Source organism: Chlorogloeopsis sp. ULAP02 (assembly GCF_038404745.2).
Lineage (GTDB): Bacteria > Cyanobacteriota > Cyanobacteriia > Cyanobacteriales > Nostocaceae > Chlorogloeopsis.
This window is the reverse complement of sequence record NZ_JAYKTT020000024.1, coordinates 152,960-168,071: the sequence shown is the minus strand read 5'-3', so window position 1 is coordinate 168,071 and position 15,112 is coordinate 152,960. Positions and strand designations below refer to the sequence as shown.

10 protein-coding genes are annotated in these 15,112 nt (G+C 43.1%); 7 read left to right on the top strand and 3 right to left on the bottom strand.

Translation table 11 applies throughout. From position 1 onward, the window contains the following. Positions 1 to 60 precede the first annotated feature (60 nt). The gene (locus U2718_RS12790) at positions 61 to 195 is read left to right on the top strand and encodes a photosystem I protein PsaX (protein ID WP_289791249.1); all 135 of its coding nucleotides are present in this window, start codon (positions 61 to 63) and stop codon (positions 193 to 195) included. A 62-nt stretch (positions 196 to 257) separates the two neighbouring features. Here the strand turns inward: U2718_RS12790 and U2718_RS12785 are convergent, their stop codons facing one another. Next, on the bottom strand, positions 258 to 1,124 hold the full coding sequence (locus tag U2718_RS12785; RefSeq protein ID WP_341998507.1) for a branched-chain amino acid ABC transporter permease: 867 nt from the start codon (positions 1,122 to 1,124) through the stop codon (positions 258 to 260). A gap of 183 nt (positions 1,125 to 1,307) precedes the next feature. Between U2718_RS12785 and hrmK the strand changes: the two genes are divergently transcribed. The 3 genes from hrmK to U2718_RS12770 all read left to right on the top strand — a co-directional run bounded on the left by hrmK (position 1,308) and on the right by U2718_RS12770 (position 8,510). Beyond that, on the top strand, positions 1,308 to 3,209 hold the full coding sequence (gene hrmK / locus U2718_RS12780) for a hybrid histidine kinase/response regulator HrmK (RefSeq protein ID WP_341998505.1): 1,902 nt from the start codon (positions 1,308 to 1,310) through the stop codon (positions 3,207 to 3,209). A gap of 601 nt (positions 3,210 to 3,810) precedes the next feature. Then, on the top strand, positions 3,811 to 5,178 hold the full coding sequence (locus U2718_RS12775; protein WP_341998502.1) for an efflux RND transporter periplasmic adaptor subunit: 1,368 nt from the start codon (positions 3,811 to 3,813) through the stop codon (positions 5,176 to 5,178). 146 nt (positions 5,179 to 5,324) lie between these two features. Then, positions 5,325 to 8,510, top strand: coding sequence for an efflux RND transporter permease subunit (locus U2718_RS12770; protein ID WP_341998500.1), 3,186 nt, complete (start codon positions 5,325 to 5,327; stop codon positions 8,508 to 8,510). Positions 8,511 to 8,663: 153 nt separating this feature from the next. Here U2718_RS12770 and U2718_RS12765 read toward each other — a convergent pair whose 3' ends face one another. Next, on the bottom strand, positions 8,664 to 9,302 hold the full coding sequence (locus U2718_RS12765) for a histidine phosphatase family protein (protein ID WP_341998498.1): 639 nt from the start codon (positions 9,300 to 9,302) through the stop codon (positions 8,664 to 8,666). A 322-nt stretch (positions 9,303 to 9,624) separates the two neighbouring features. On the opposite strand from U2718_RS12765, the gene larE reads away from it, so the two are divergent. The 3 genes from larE (at position 9,625) to U2718_RS12750 (ending at position 13,631) form a co-directional block, all read left to right on the top strand. Continuing rightward, positions 9,625 to 10,455, top strand: coding sequence for an ATP-dependent sacrificial sulfur transferase LarE (gene larE / locus U2718_RS12760; RefSeq protein ID WP_341998496.1), 831 nt, complete (start codon positions 9,625 to 9,627; stop codon positions 10,453 to 10,455). Positions 10,456 to 11,150: 695 nt separating this feature from the next. After that, entirely contained in the window at positions 11,151 to 11,396 is a 246-nt protein-coding gene (locus tag U2718_RS12755; RefSeq protein WP_341998495.1) for a hypothetical protein, read from the top strand. 729 nt (positions 11,397 to 12,125) lie between these two features. Continuing rightward, positions 12,126 to 13,631, top strand: a complete 1,506-nt coding sequence (locus U2718_RS12750; RefSeq protein WP_341998493.1) for an NB-ARC domain-containing protein — start codon at positions 12,126 to 12,128, stop codon at positions 13,629 to 13,631. 129 nt (positions 13,632 to 13,760) lie between these two features. Here U2718_RS12750 and U2718_RS12745 read toward each other — a convergent pair whose 3' ends face one another. Beyond that, positions 13,761 to 14,861: an aldo/keto reductase gene (locus U2718_RS12745; protein ID WP_341998492.1), complete on the bottom strand. Its 1,101-nt coding sequence runs from the start codon at positions 14,859 to 14,861 to the stop codon at positions 13,761 to 13,763. Positions 14,862 to 15,112: the final 251 nt, after the last annotated feature.

Genomic DNA, 15,112 nt, shown 5'->3' with positions numbered 1-15,112 from the left:
GCAAATAGGGGCAGCTGTTTGGTATTTCTGAAGAAGTCCTTAAGTTAGGAGATAATTCTCATGGCAACAGCAGATAAACCTGTAGCTCAATCAACAACAGCTAAACCTCCCTATCCATTTCGTACAGGCTGGGCGCTGTTCCTTTTAGCTGTAAACTTCCTTGTGGCTGCCTATTATTTCCATATTATTGAATAAGCAGGTATAAACAAGGAAAAAGGTAAAAGCCTTCTTCCTTTTGCCTTTTGTTGTAGTGTTGCTCAGATCGTACCTCGGAACAAACCTTTGGGACGAATGAGTAACACTATAATCATAATTAACAGTGCTACCCCTTGTTTATACTGAGAACCGAGCCAAGGTGTACTAACTTCTTGAACAATGCCGATGATGAAAGCCGCGGCGATCGCCCCATAAGGATTGCCAATTCCACCTAAGATTACTGAGGCAAATAATGGTAATATTAAAAACCAACCCATATTTGGTCTCACAGCTGTAATTAAGCCGTACATACTACCACCAAGAGAGGTAAGACTACCAGCAATCACCCACGTCCAAAGAATTACTTGGTCAACATTAATACCAGAAACTCTGGCTAAGTCCAAATCATCAGCAACAGCCCGCATCGCTTTACCAATTTTGGTATTTTGCAGCAGGTAGTGCAGGGCTAAAATTGTCACGATAGCTAAACCTAAAACCAGCATTTGATTTTGCTGGATGTTTAAACCCAAAATATTTAAAGCTTGAGGTACAGGCAAATTGTAATTTCTGTTACTACCCCCCCATAAAAAAATAATGCCATTGCGAAGGAATAATGCTAAACCGATAGAGATAATAATCAAGGTAGTGGAAGTAGCACGGATAGAACGCATCCTCGACCACAACAGTTTTTCTGACAATAACATTGCTGCTACCGTTCCCACGGCTGCCAGCACCATTGACAGCCAAATATTTATCCCTAAGGAATTTGCCAGTAGTGTCAGATAAGCTCCTAAAGTGAGAAAATCGCCGTGGGCAAAGTTAGACAACCGTAAAATTCCATAAGTCAGTGTTAAGCCGACTGCACCCAGAGCAATAATGCTCCCGACTGCAATGCCATTGACGATTAGTTGAGCAAATTGTGCATCCATAGTCTTAGGTTAGTCTTTCGCAATTCCAGCATAGTGCTTTCATACAACAATTCATGGTCTCACCCCCAGACACGACACTAGCAATTTTGGTTTATAACTATAAGAAGGCGAGTGCGCTAATATACATAGCATGACCTTCGCATTTTTGTGCAAAGCTAAACTTTTTAAGCGGTCTAGTTGACCATGCAGCAGTATTCAAGCTTACCAGAACAGAACTCCCAAGTGGATGCAACAACAAAACTGTTGACAAAAATTCAGCAACTTCAGGCTGAGTTGTGGCTGGAGCGCAGCTTGAGTAAGTTGCAAAATAGCCTTAATAATTGCCTTGTTTCTTTTTTTACTAAAAATCAACAGACAGCGACGACAGAAGCAGAAATATTTACAACTGTGGTGGACGATCTGAAAAATGCCTTGGCTCAAGGTAGAGTGGCGATCGCACTTGTAGAACCACAAAAGAATGTTTGTAAAGTTTCTTATATTGATTATGCTTCATGGCGATGCTCATCATCTCCATCGTTTCTGGAGATTAGAGGAAAAAAGTTTGGTTTGGCATTAGAAGAAGAAATAGAATTTGAAGATTTAGAATTCCTTGAAAAACAGGAACCTCCGAGTGCTTGGCGGCTAGTAAATATTGATGAGAGCATTATTGGTTGGTTAATTGTCACCACCGCATCTATTCCATTTGATAGCAAGCCACTCGAAAATTGCTTTAATGAATTGACATCAGAATTAATGGCACGTGCTGCTAAACAATGTGTGGCAACAATAGTGCAATTAAGGCAAATACAGGTTTTACAGCAGCATTGTCATCGATTAGAACGTATTAATCAGGAACTAGAGCGCACTAACCAACTTAAAAATCAGTTCTTGGCTAACACCAGTCACGAAATTCGCACACCCCTAAGTTCGATTATCGGTTTTACTCACCTGCTTTTAGCAAAAGGCTATGAACCGAATAACGAACGCCATCAAGAGTATTTACATATTATTCAGTCCAGTGGCAAGCACTTGTTAGCTTTAATTAACGATATATTAGATCTTTCCAAAATCGAAGCAAATCAACTAGAAATACAGTGTGAAGCAGTAGATTTGCCATCCTTGTGTCGTAATATTTTGACACTCGTAAAAGAAAAAGCAGCAAATAAAAGCTTAAAACTAGTACTTGAGCTAGATCCAAATGTTACTACCTTGGTAGCTGACTCTTTGCGACTGAAGCAAATGCTATTGAATTTGCTTTTTAATGCCCTTAAATTTACAGACACGGGAACCGTTGGTTTACAAGTTAAAGTTAACGGTTTATTCATACATTTTGCAGTTTGGGACACTGGCACCGGCATCTCTAAAGAACACCAAGCCGAACTTTTTCAACCCTATTTCCAAATAGCTAGCGCTCTAGTTAGTCGTGAAGAAGGTACAGGTTTGGGATTGGCAGTCACACAAAAGCTTGCTGAACTTCATGGTGGTTGGGTTGAAGTAGAATCACAATTGGAGCGTGGCTCGCGTTTTACAATCGTACTTCCCTTGAGACAGTCAGAAGAGGAGGGAGAGAACGCAATAGTAGGGGCAGTGCCTTGGGAGCGCCCAAGAGAAGGGGAGGCAACAGAGTTTACCCTTCAAACACCTACACCTCAACTACATGGAGAATTGCCTCCTGAGTATTCACACACCATGACTCTAGGTTCTTCTGCTGAAATTTTGCTAGTAGAAAACGATCCACCTAATGCCAAGTTAATGCAAAATTATCTTGAGTCATTGAAATATCAAGTTATTTGTGTCAAAAATGCTGCCCAAATGTGGGAGATATTAACTCGGATTAAGCCAGCAGTAATTTTGTTAGATGTCCATCTACCTGACAAAAATGGTCTATTAATAGTAAAGCAGCTGCGAACAGATCAGAATTTTCAAGCTATTCCAGTCATTGCTCAAACAGCAATGGCAATGAAAGGCGATCGCGAAACTTGCCTAGCTGCCGGATTCAATGACTATATTTCTAAACCTATTGATTTACCACTCTTAGCAACTTTGGTATCAAAATATATTAAATCACCTAAGTTAGGAAGAGATGGAAAGACAAATATCCATTAACTACATCATTCTTGATCGGCGCGATCGCCTTCCTGCAACTATGGAACGCTGATAATGTCTGCATTCGGTAACCCGCCAAGAAATTTATTTTTTAGCTTATAGCTAAAATTCACTCAAGTGGACTGCGATCGCTAATAAGTAGGTGAACATAATTAAACGTAAAGTGCTTATCATCAGAAACTAGATAGGATAAGCTTTTTCGTTCTGACTTCTAGCTTGAAAGAGGGGTGTAAGGGTGTAGGGGAAATACCTTTTTCATGCCTGGCGGTGAGGCAGCGCGGTTACCCTGCAAGAAGGGGTGAAACTTGTTTCATCGGGACTGCCTGATTTCTTGAAAGATCCTGGAGTTGACATTTTTTTGTCACATTTATCTAGTAAAGTTAAAGTTACGAAATATTACAACATCTAAGTTAATATCAAGCGAAGGCTGCTTCGTAATGATTGCGATCGCACTTTTGCTGCAAATAAATTGATTTGCAGAAGTTTTTAGTGTTTTTAGTTGAATTGTGAGCGGTTGTCAGTTGATGGCGAAGGTTTCCCTTTTGGGCGCGATCTTTGCTCTTAAGTTCTTGCGTAACAAGAAAGCGTACTGAAATAAACCATGAATACTTCTGAAGCTAAAGTCTCAAACTCTGATCTGCACTCAGACACCCCTGATGTGCAAAAGTTGAAGCCCAGAAACAGGAAGCCTTGGTTATGGCTGCTACTAGCGTTGTCCTTGACAGTTAACTCAATTTTTTTGTGGCGGATGTTTTCTATGAGTGGAACATCCAAACCGGCTCTAGCTCAACAACAGCCAACAGCACCACCGAAGCGTCCCGTGGAAACTGTTATTCTGACAAGGGGAAATGCCACAACAAGCGTATCACTACTGGGACAGGTAGAAGCAAGTCAGCAATCAACAATTCGCGCCCAAACTGGAGGTATAGTTAAAGAAATTTTAGTCAGACCAGGCGATCGCGTCAAGACCGGAATGGCGATCGCGATTTTAGATGATTCCGATCAGCAATTAGCAATATCACGGGCGCGAGCAGAGTTAGCACAGCAACGCAGCAACCTTGCCCGTTTGGAAGTAGGAACTCGTCCCGAAATCATTGCCCAAAGACAAGCCGCTGTCACCTCTGCCCAAGCGCGAGAGCAAGAAGCACGAGATAACCTCAGACGTACCACAGATTTGGTAAAACAGGGTGCCTTGTCGCAAAGGGTACTAGTAGAAGTAACAAGTGCTGTAGATGAAGCACGGGGACAAAAGTTAGCAGCCCTAGCAGCCCTAGCAGAGGCAAAAGCAGGGCCGATCAAAGAAGAAATAGCAGCCCAAAAAGCCAACGTAGCAGCAGCCGAAGCAGCGTTAAATCAAGCAAAATTAGCACAGCAACGCACTCGGATTCTTTCTTCGGAATCTGGAGTTGTGCAAGCACGCCATATTAGCCGCGGCGATCTCGTGCAAGACTCCGATCAGATTGTGACACTGGTGTCGGGCAATGCTTTAGATATTTTTCTAGAGTTACCAGAGGAACTGAGCGGTAAAATTACCTCAGGAATGTCGATAGAATTAACGGCGCGGGCATTGCCCCAATGGAAAGGACGTACAAAAATAACAGCAGTAGTTCCAGCCGCAGATGCTGCATCTAGAAGGCAGCGAGTGCGAGTGCAGTTAAATAACCCGCCCCAAGGATTGTTACCGGGGATGGCGATCGCAGGCAATCTCATTATGCCATCTAATCAATCCAGCTTTGTTGTCTCTCGTGATGCTCTGACAAGGCGACAAAATCAATGGCTTGTCTTTACTGTTGATAATGGTAAAGCCAGACAGTTAGAAGTGGAAATGGTTGCTGATATGGGTAGAAATGTAGCAATTTCTCACCCACAGTTACGGGCAGGAGAACGGATAGTTTTGCGCGGTGGTGATGGTTTATCTGATGGAGCGGCAGTGAAAGTTTTGGAGAGTCAGCCTCGTTCGGGCATATAAACATTTCAATGATTTAAACGCAGAGGAGCGCTGAGGGATAACGCAGAGGGACGCAGAGTTTTGTTTGTTTCCCCCAACCCTGTTACCTGTTCCCTTAACCCTGTTGCCTTGCCTAAATAGATAATTTATTTTGCACGCCACTTATTATGAATTTCATCCAAACTGCTGTTCGCTGGCGGCACGGCACATTTGTTTTATTTTGCTTGCTAGCTCTATTGGGGATTTTCTCGCTGTTAAGGATGCCCCTAGAATTGCAACCAGGAGGCGATCGCCCGGAAATTACTATCACTACTCCCTACCCTGGTGCAAGTCCAACCGAAGTGGAAGACTTAATTACCCGTCCGATTGAAGAACGAATGGAAGAAGTGCTGGGCGTGCAGGAAATTACCAGTACTTCACGTAATGGACGCAGCAATATTACTCTGGAGTTTGCTGACGGTACAAATTTAGAAAGCCGTTTATTGGATGTAATCAATCGTTTGCAGCAAGTGCCAAGTCTGCCAGAGGAAGCTCAAGAGTCTGATGTAGAACTGGTAGGGGGTAATAGTTCGCCGATGATGTGGATTCCCTTTGCCACCAAAGAAAACTTCCAAGCCGATCCTAATCGTTATCGAGATTTGGCAGAAGAGTTTGTAGTACCGCGTTTGCGGCGGGTGGCAGGTGTGGGACAATTCCTGGTTGTGGGTGGACAAGAACGAGAAGTTGAAGTCAGAATTGATCCGAAAGCGCTTTCTGACCGTAATCTTACCATTGGTGATGTTGTGCGAGTCTTGCGGGAAAATAACCGTGATATTAGGGGTGGGCCTTTAGTATTGGGGCGGCGCGAATATCGAGTGCGGACGGTAAGCCGATCGCAAGACATTAAGCAAATCGAAGGGTTTATCCTCAGGAGAAATGAAACGGGGACTGTGTATCTGCGAGATGTGGCAGAAGTGACAATGGGGCGCAAACCGCAAGACAGCGCCCTCATGTTTAATGGTACACCTGCGGTTGCTGTGGGCGTGATTCGTCAAATTGGGGCGAATGTGCCGGAAGTAGCAAAGGGTATCCGAGCCGCAATTACCGAACTGCAAGCTGAATTTGATCAACGTAATGAGGGGATTCGCTTTGCTTATAACTATGACGAAAGCGAATATATTAACCAGTCAGTATCCTTTGTACAAGGAAATTTAGTGACTGGAGCGCTGTTGGCAACAATTGTTTTAATCTTGTTTCTGGGTTCGATGCGGACAGTGGCAGTTGTGGCGCTGACGATTCCCACAACCCTAGTCATGGTGTTTATAGTGATGGCAGCGTTGGGCAGAACACTAAACATCATCAGTTTGGCGGGGTTGGCGTTTGCAGTCGGGATGGTGGTAGATAACGCCATTGTGGTGATTGAAAATATTTTCACCCATATGCAACAGGGAAAAAGTGCCTTAAATGCCGCAATTGAAGGTACTCAGGAAGTATGGGGCGCAATGTTGGGTTCGACGCTAACAAATGTAGTGGTGTTTGTACCCTTGATTATGGTGACGGGAGAAGCGGGACAGTTGTATGCAGATATGGCGATCGCTCTTTCTGCGTCCTCGCTGTTTTCCTTGTTTGCAGCATTGACTTTAGTACCGATGCTATCTGGACTTTTTCTCAAGCAATCGGAAGCGATGCAAATGCTACAAGGAGGGAATTATCGAGGTGGGAACTGGTTAGAACGTGCCGTTGCGAGGTCTTCTGCTACATTCCGGTATTTTCAAGGTAAATTGGAAAATTTGCTCGCTGCTACCGTGAGTTGGTCGCTAGGACGCAAGCGGGTTGGGCGCAGACTTTTGATTCTTTCGATACCTGTCACCTTTCTTCTTCTCAGTATATTCCTCCTGCCTCCTGCCGACTATCTACCAGAAGGCAACCGCAACCTGGTGCAGTGGCGAGCAGAACCATTACCGGGTACTAGCATTCCTGAAGCGATCCGCCAGTCAGAACCACTACAGGCATTTTTGCGATCGCAGCCTGAAGTTGATCGCATTATGTATATTGACCGTCCGGGCGCACTTCGCGGTGTTGCGACAATTCTCAAACCAGAATTTGCTACCACCAAAGGACTTGCTGATATGGTGGACAAGATGCGAGCTAAGAGCAATGATTTTGCTGGGTATAGATTTATAATACCAACCCGCGTCTCTATCTTCCGCGATCCAGGTAAGGAATTTGAGGTTGATATCATTGGGGCAAATTTGGATGATTTGAGCAAGTTAGAAAAGGAAATTTCTGACAAGATCCGGGCTTTACCTGGTGTGCGTAGTGTCCGTTCTAACTTTGTTATGGGAACAGGAGAACTGCAAGTAATTCCGATCCGAGAACGTCTTGCGGAAGTTGGACTTTCAGAAGCAGAAATCGGTGAAATGGTAGAAGCTGCGCTGGGTGGACGTATTGCCTCTGATTACATTGATGGTAAAGAGCCACTGGATGTTTCTGTAGAATTAAAAAATACCTTTGTGCAAACGCCCGAACAATTGCGTCAACTACCGTTGTATAGTCAGGGAAGACAAGTACAGCTACAAGATGTAGCGGAAGTACGTGAGACTACTGGAGCAGATGTAATAAATCATATCAACTTAGAGCGGTCAATCTCCCTTACCGCTTCCCTGGCTCCGGATGCACCCTTGGCAACCCTAGTAGAACGTACCGAAAATGAAATTCTGGCTCCCTTACGTGCTAGCTTGTCTGGGGGCGATCGCTTAGAATTGTCTGGTTCAGCTGATCGATTGGCAACTACAGTTTCACAATTAGCTACAGCTTTTGTACTCTCGGTATTAGTTACTTATCTGCTGTTGGTTGCACTTTATAAATCATTCCTCTACCCATTGGTGATTATGGCAACATTACCAATGGGGATGAGCGGTGCGCTTTTAAGTTTGGTGCTTGCCAATCGCATTTTGGGCATGAACGTGCCTCTGGATATGATTACAGCATTAGGATTTGTGATTCTTACTGGTGTGGTTGTCAATAACGCGATTCTACTTGTTGATCGTGCCTTACAACTTCAAGAAGCAGGTGAAGATTTTGATGCTTCATTGTATAACGCCACCAATGACCGCCTGCGTGCAATTTTCATGTCAGCCGGCACCAGCGTTTTGGGGATGTTGCCCTTGGCAATTTTACCTGGGCAAGGTTCTGAGCTATATCAAGGTTTAGGCATTGTACTCACAGGTGGTTTGGCATTTTCCACCATCCTGACACCGACAGTAGTACCTGCGCTGATGGGATTATTACGCGATATATCTGGTGGTAACGCATCAAGGCGCACTCAAATAGTGGCGGCAAGTGTTAATAGCAATGGCAAGGTGAAGATTTGAGGGGAAGAAGGCAGAGGGCTGAGACATACTGCTCCTGTTGATTTATCCCTCAAACAGAATACCAGGATACCGCGTTGCGCCACATTCAGGAGATATTTGGCTCGGACTTTAGTAGCTAGGAGCGATTTCTGGAGGTAACTAAGAAGCAGAACATTATGTTCCCGGACGAGAGCGAAGATGATCGGGTATATGATGGCGATCGCCTAATATTTCTAACTTTGGCCCGTTAACGTCAAATTTCACCATACTTACCGACGCGACCAAAATATTCACCCGATAGCGATAGCGTCCCAAATCAATTCCCAGTAAACTGCAAAGTATAATCCGAATCGTAGCTTTATGGGAAACTACTAAAACATTACCTTGGGAATGTTTTTCTTGAATTTCAGCAATTACGGGCATAGAGCGGTTAGCAATATCTACCGCAGTTTCTCCACCTAGTGGTGCATTCCAAGCGGGCTCTGTCAACCATTTGACATAGTTTTGGGCGTAATTCTCTTGGGCAAACGATTTACTATACGTTTCCCAACAGCCGTAACTACCTTCTCTAAGTCCATCACGCAACTGCATATCCATACCGATAGCATCACAAAATGGCTTGGCAGTTGCAATTGTGCGCTTCATCGGACTAACATAAACTGCTTCCCACTTCAATTTTTGATAAACATCAGCAAAACTCTCTGCCATCTGCATCCCTTCTGTTGTCAATTCCGCATCAGTTTCACCGCAGAAATTACCACTTTGACTAAAAGTAGTTTCTCCATGTCGCAGTAAATATAAATTGAGTGTCATAGCTTGTATTGCGATTGGGATCAAAGAGTTTGTGTAAACATAAAGTAACATCAATCTCGCAATCTTTTATGTAACACCAGGACAAAGCAATCAAGCAAAAAAGTCAATCAACCACAAATTTTTGAAGAGGGTATCTAGCTTGAAAATAAGGCAGAGGGCAGTAGACGCGGAGTGGCTACGTAGGTAGGCAGAAGGGAAGACAAGGGGCAATGGGGATAAGGAGACAAGGAGAATAATTAATAACCAATGATAAATGATCAATGACCAATGACTAACCACTAAAATTTAATTTGTAGGGTGCAAGATTTGGCTGGATGGGAAAATGATGTTGACAGAAAAACTTGAGCAACTTAAAGCCATATTTGCAGAAATGGAGCAGGCTCTTATTGCTTATTCTGGTGGTGTGGATAGTGCTTTGGTTGCCAAAATTGCTTATGATGTGTTGGGCGATCGCGCTTTGGCTGTGACAGCTGTTTCACCAAGTCTGTTACCGGAAGAACTGGAAGATGCCTCCTTGCAAGCAGCAACAATTGGGATTCCTCATCAAATCATCGAGACGCACGAAATGGAAAATCCCAATTACACCTCTAACCCTGTCAACCGTTGCTATTTCTGTAAGAGCGAATTGCACGATACTCTCAAACCTTTGGCGCAGAAGTTGGGTTATCCCTATGTGGTAGATGGCGTCAATGCTGATGATTTGCACGACTATCGTCCCGGCATTCAGGCAGCAAAAGAAAGAGGTGCGCGATCGCCTCTAGCAGAAGTTGGCATTACCAAAATGGAAGTTCGCGAGCTTTCTGTGCAACTGGGTTTATCTTGGTGGGATAAACCCGCACAACCTTGTCTGAGTTCCCGTTTTCCCTATGGAGAAGAGATTACTGTTGCCAAATTGCAACGTGTGGGCAGAGCAGAAATTTACTTGCGTAAATTGGGTTGGCAAAATTTGCGCGTACGTTCAGAAGGTGATACAGCCCGGATTGAACTGCCGCCTGAACAAATTAAAAGTTTTGTGTTGAATACAGATTTACAAACAATAGTGTCTGCATTTCAAGAGTTTGGTTTCATGTACGTCACTCTAGACTTAGAAGGTTATAGCAGTGGTAAATTAAATCGAGTTCTAAATCAACAAAGCTTGAGTGTAAAAGCGTAAATTTTGTTTTGAAATGGTAACTATTTCCCAGCATCCAGGCTGGGAACTTCGTAGAGACTGGGAACGAGATAACCAGATCTAGTTGCAAATTCTCCCAATTCTCTGCTAATTTGCTAAAAATAAGTGTTCAGGATCACTCAGGGTCTCAAGCAAACAAGTATAGCTCGGCTTTTCGCACCTATAAAGAGGAACTATAGTTTACTTCTATTTGGTAATAGGGAAAACGTAAAAATCATTTACTGGCAATCGCAAGAATATCGTAAGGAAGGTAGTAAAAATAGCAAGAATCTCTGAGATATTTCTTTGATAAGTCTTTAATCTTAAGTTTAGACCATAATAATTGGCTTTTAGTCTATACCTAAGGAATATCTAGAAATCCTTACTGCTTCCATTACCTTAGCCCTCTCTAGTATCTTTTCCCATTCAAATGGGATAGCCAGAGGCTCTTGTTCTGGTTACAGGACTGCTGCTCCTGATTTGTTGCAAAATTATAAGCTGCTAAACTCTGAGCTAATACCAATTTTGGATTTTGGATTTTAGATTTTGGATTAAAACCCTCGATTAACAGGCTATTCCAAAATTTTGAAACAAGATTCCCGCTCGCCAATTTGGTATAACACAAAACTTTGCTTATAATGTACAAAAATTACAGTCATTTCAGCTGAACAGACCACACAACACTGTAAGGGTGGGTTTTGTTTCAATCTCTAGCTCAAACCGAAAGGATATCTGCTAAACCCGCACGCCAGTTGACGCCACTTGACGCCAGTCGCTTCAACGGGGGGAACCCCCGCAACGCGCTAGCTCCTTTATGCCGGGAAACCCTTACTTACAGAAGCCGCCTTCGGCGTCTACGCCAGTCGCCTGTGGAGGGAAACCCTACCAAGAGCGCTGGCTCACCACCGCACTGGCTCCCCGACAAAAAATTGTGGTTCAAATAAATGAAATTTGCTGTAAACTCTAAACCTTTTGTTTTAAAACCTTTTTTCATCTAAAAATAGGATTGAGGAAAGAAACCAGGGAAGAGATGCTTTCATTCTTGGTTGTGAAATTTTCCCGTGGTTGAATGTTATGAATTGATTCTTTTTGCTAAAGAATAATCTCTACCGTTTTTTTGGTGTCTTGCGATTAAAATCGCATAAAAACAGATGCAATATTTGTAGTTTCTCCTGACTCTCTCTACCTACCATTTTAGGAAAATAAATATATATTACTTCTACAAATAAATACGAAGTAGAACTTAAAAAACAAATTTTTTGAGTGATAGATTGTCCTAGACTGTATTCACATTCCAACACGCAAACAGTTTAAAAAACAACTGTAGCAACTCTTTTGACTTTATTGTCACTGTTAACTACTGTTATCTAAAATTTCATCCTGGGACAGTCGGTAACATCAATTTTGGATTTTAGAGCCAGTGCACCCTTGGGGGTTAAGCGCGTTGTAGCACCTGGGGTTGTAGCATCCATCTGGCGTGATTTTGGATTAAAACTCTTGATTAACAGGCTATTCCAAAATTTTGAAACAAGACTCCCGCTCGCCAATTGGTGAAATTCATGACTTTTTTGAATTTGGTCACTAAATATTACAGCTAATTTGGTTTAAATAGTGCTCTTGACCACTATTTGAAAATAATATGTGCTCAATCTTAATCAAAGCTGCTTGGATTTATGTATGTTCAGCAAAATTCACTCAACAAAAATCGCACACACCAACTAGATCAGGATTTAACTCTTGTTGAGTCACCAAACTTAGCTATACAGGGCAAACCTTTGAACATTTTACAAAGGCAAATGTTGAAGAATGCTTGGGAAGATCATAAATATGAAGACATTGCCGAGGTTATTTATACTTCTCCAGCATTAAAATTTGCCGAATCGATAATTTCAGCAAAGCAAGGCAAGACTTTGAATAGTTTGCAAAGAGATATCTTGAAGGGTGCTTGGGAAGACAGGAAATATGAAGACATAGCTGAAGCTACTCACTGTTCTGAAGGACATATTAAGGACGTCGCAGCAAGTTTATGGCAGCAACTTTCTGAGGAATTAGGGGAAAGGGTTGGGAAAAAAAATTTTAAGGCAGTACTAGAACGACGTATGCAGAACGCTGAAGATTTACCTCCTCACTGGAGAGAAAAACAGAAAATAGAAACAACAAAGCAACACCTCGATTGGGGTGATGCTCCGGATGTCTCAACTTTTTATGGACGTCATCAAGAACTAACCACTCTTGAGGAATGGATTGTTCAAGATCACTGTCGCCTAGTAATACTTCAGGGCATGGGCGGGATGGGTAAAACGGCTCTAGCAGCAAAGCTGGCTGAGTTGGTTCAAGACAAATTTGAGGGGCTTGTTTGGCGTAGTCTTCACAATGCTCCTTTCCTGGCAGAAACTTTGGCTACTCTTCTCCAATCTCTTAGCAGCCAAGCTAGTGATAATTTACCGAGTTCTTGCGATCGCAAAATACTACTTTTACTAGAATGGTTACGTGCCTCCCGCTGGCTGTTAGTTCTAGATGGTGCGGAGTCAATTCTGCAAAGTGGTGAACGTAGTGGTTGTTATCGAGAGGGATATGAAGACTATAGTCAGTTCTTTCTATGTATAGGAAAGAGCAACCACCAGAGCAGCTTGCTGTTAACGACTCGCGAGAAACCTGAAGGATTGGCAGCAGAAGAGGGAGAAACTCTGCCTGTACGCTGCTTACAATTGAGGGGGATGCAATTTGAAGCTGCGCGGGAAATTTTGAGAGCTAAGGGAAGCTTCTCTGGAACTGACGAAGAATGGAAAGCCTTGATTGATTACTATGGAGGCAATCCTCTCGCTCTCAAGATTGTGGCTGCGGGCATTCAAGAGTTGTTTGATGGCAATCTCTCGGAATTTTTAGAATATTTGAGGCAAGGAGTTTTAATTTTTGACGAGCTTTGGAACTTATTAGATCAACAATTTAATCGCTTGCCAACTTTAGAGCGAGAAATTATGTGTTGGCTATCAAGAAAGGGTAAACCCGTGAGCATTCCACAGTTGCAAGAGAAAATTTTCCTCTCTGGCTCAGGAGTTAACTTGCCAGAAGCTTTGAGATCTCTAAGGCAGCGATCGCTGATTGAAAACACTTCAGACGGCTTTACACTCCAGCCAATGGTGATGGAGTATATGACAAAACGAATTTTAGCACGTTAATAGAAATAGGGAACGGGGAACAGAAGAGGACACGGGGAGGTGGGGAAATCTGAATGATGTTCTTGCTGCTTGTCTCCTTGTCTCCCCCAGCCCCTTGTCCTAATTTTCTCCTGACTTCTGGCTTCTTCTTCATTGATTCAAGTCAACAACACGGGCTGATTCTAAGAGGATATCTTGAACTTCACAGTATACGGTATCACCATAGAGTACATCTGAATCAGTCGGATTAATTGCATCCACATCAGCAAGTTGTGTCATATCCAGTTGAAACTCTAAAGAACCTAAGTTTTCTTCTAGTTGCCGACTGGTACGAGCACCCAGGATAGTGCTAGTGATGTCTGACTGTTGCAGCAACCAGTTTAAAGCAACTTGACTAGGAGAACGGTCTATTTGACGAGCAATTTCCATTAATTCAAGCGAAATCGCCAAGTTATACAAATTTAATCGGCCAATTTCTTGATTCAATGATGCGCGAGCAGTTGTACAATCAATACGTGCAAGAATTTCAGAAACAGAGATTTGTCTGGCAAGGGCGAGTTGGTTGTATTTTCCAGTTAGGATACCCCCAGCTAAGGGGGAAGTTGCCACAACACCCATCTGTAAATCGTTAGCCATCGGAATGATGTCTCGTTCTGCCATACGATTAATTAAGTTGTATTCCACTTGCACACCAACTAAAAAACTCCAATCACGCAGTTGGGCGATCGCATTTGCTTGAGCAATCTTCCAAGCAGGAGTATTCGACACGCCTACGTAAAGAATTTTGCCCGATTGCACCACCTGATCTAGTACTCGCATCACATCTTCAACTGGGGTGCCAAATACCCAGTGGTGAATCCAGTAGATGTCGATATAATCAGTTCGCAGGCGTCTGAGGCTTGTTTCCAGTGAATGAACCATGTTTTTGACACGATCGCCACTAGAAGTGGAATCTCCGCGCTGTGTGAAAATACTGTAGTGAGTACCAACAATTAACCGATCTCGAAGATTGCCGATGAATTCTCCCAAAAAGGTTTCGCTGGTACCGTTGGTATAGTGATTGGCAGTATCAATAAAGTTTCCCCCTCGTTCGATGTAGAGGTTAAACATTCTATGGCTTTCGGCTCTGTCTGCTCCCCAACCCCAATCAGTACCAAAGCTCATGGTACCCAGACAGAATGGCGAAACGTACAAATTAGTGTTGCCCAACTGTCGATAGTCGTTGATTTGATTGAGTCTTTCAAAAGACATTAGTGTCCTTAATGGATAGCCATTCATGCCGTGTGAGTAGTGTGATCGGAATTAGTTGGCATTTAGCCTGTCTTGAAAATGGGTGTGGGGGTATAAGGGTGTAGGAGTGTAGGAAGAGTCAAATTTTCACGCCCTCGTTGTGTGATTTATTACATGACTGTCTGACTTCTAAATTCTTTCTTGATAAATTAAGTCTGCAAACCGTTGCTAAATCAGTTTTACAGCCCTCCGGATGTCCGTATGCCTACTAA

Coding starts and splice junctions, on each gene's coding strand:
- hrmK (WP_341998505.1), top strand. CDS start 1,308: ATGCAGCAGTATTCAAGCTTACCAGAACAGAACTCCCAAGTGGATGCA.
- U2718_RS12770 (WP_341998500.1), top strand. CDS start 5,325: ATGAATTTCATCCAAACTGCTGTTCGCTGGCGGCACGGCACATTTGTT.
- U2718_RS12790 (WP_289791249.1), top strand. CDS start 61: ATGGCAACAGCAGATAAACCTGTAGCTCAATCAACAACAGCTAAACCT.
- U2718_RS12745 (WP_341998492.1), bottom strand. CDS start 14,861: ATGTCTTTTGAAAGACTCAATCAAATCAACGACTATCGACAGTTGGGC.
- U2718_RS12785 (WP_341998507.1), bottom strand. CDS start 1,124: ATGGATGCACAATTTGCTCAACTAATCGTCAATGGCATTGCAGTCGGG.
- larE (WP_341998496.1), top strand. CDS start 9,625: ATGATGTTGACAGAAAAACTTGAGCAACTTAAAGCCATATTTGCAGAA.
- U2718_RS12775 (WP_341998502.1), top strand. CDS start 3,811: ATGAATACTTCTGAAGCTAAAGTCTCAAACTCTGATCTGCACTCAGAC.
- U2718_RS12750 (WP_341998493.1), top strand. CDS start 12,126: ATGTATGTTCAGCAAAATTCACTCAACAAAAATCGCACACACCAACTA.
- U2718_RS12765 (WP_341998498.1), bottom strand. CDS start 9,302: ATGACACTCAATTTATATTTACTGCGACATGGAGAAACTACTTTTAGT.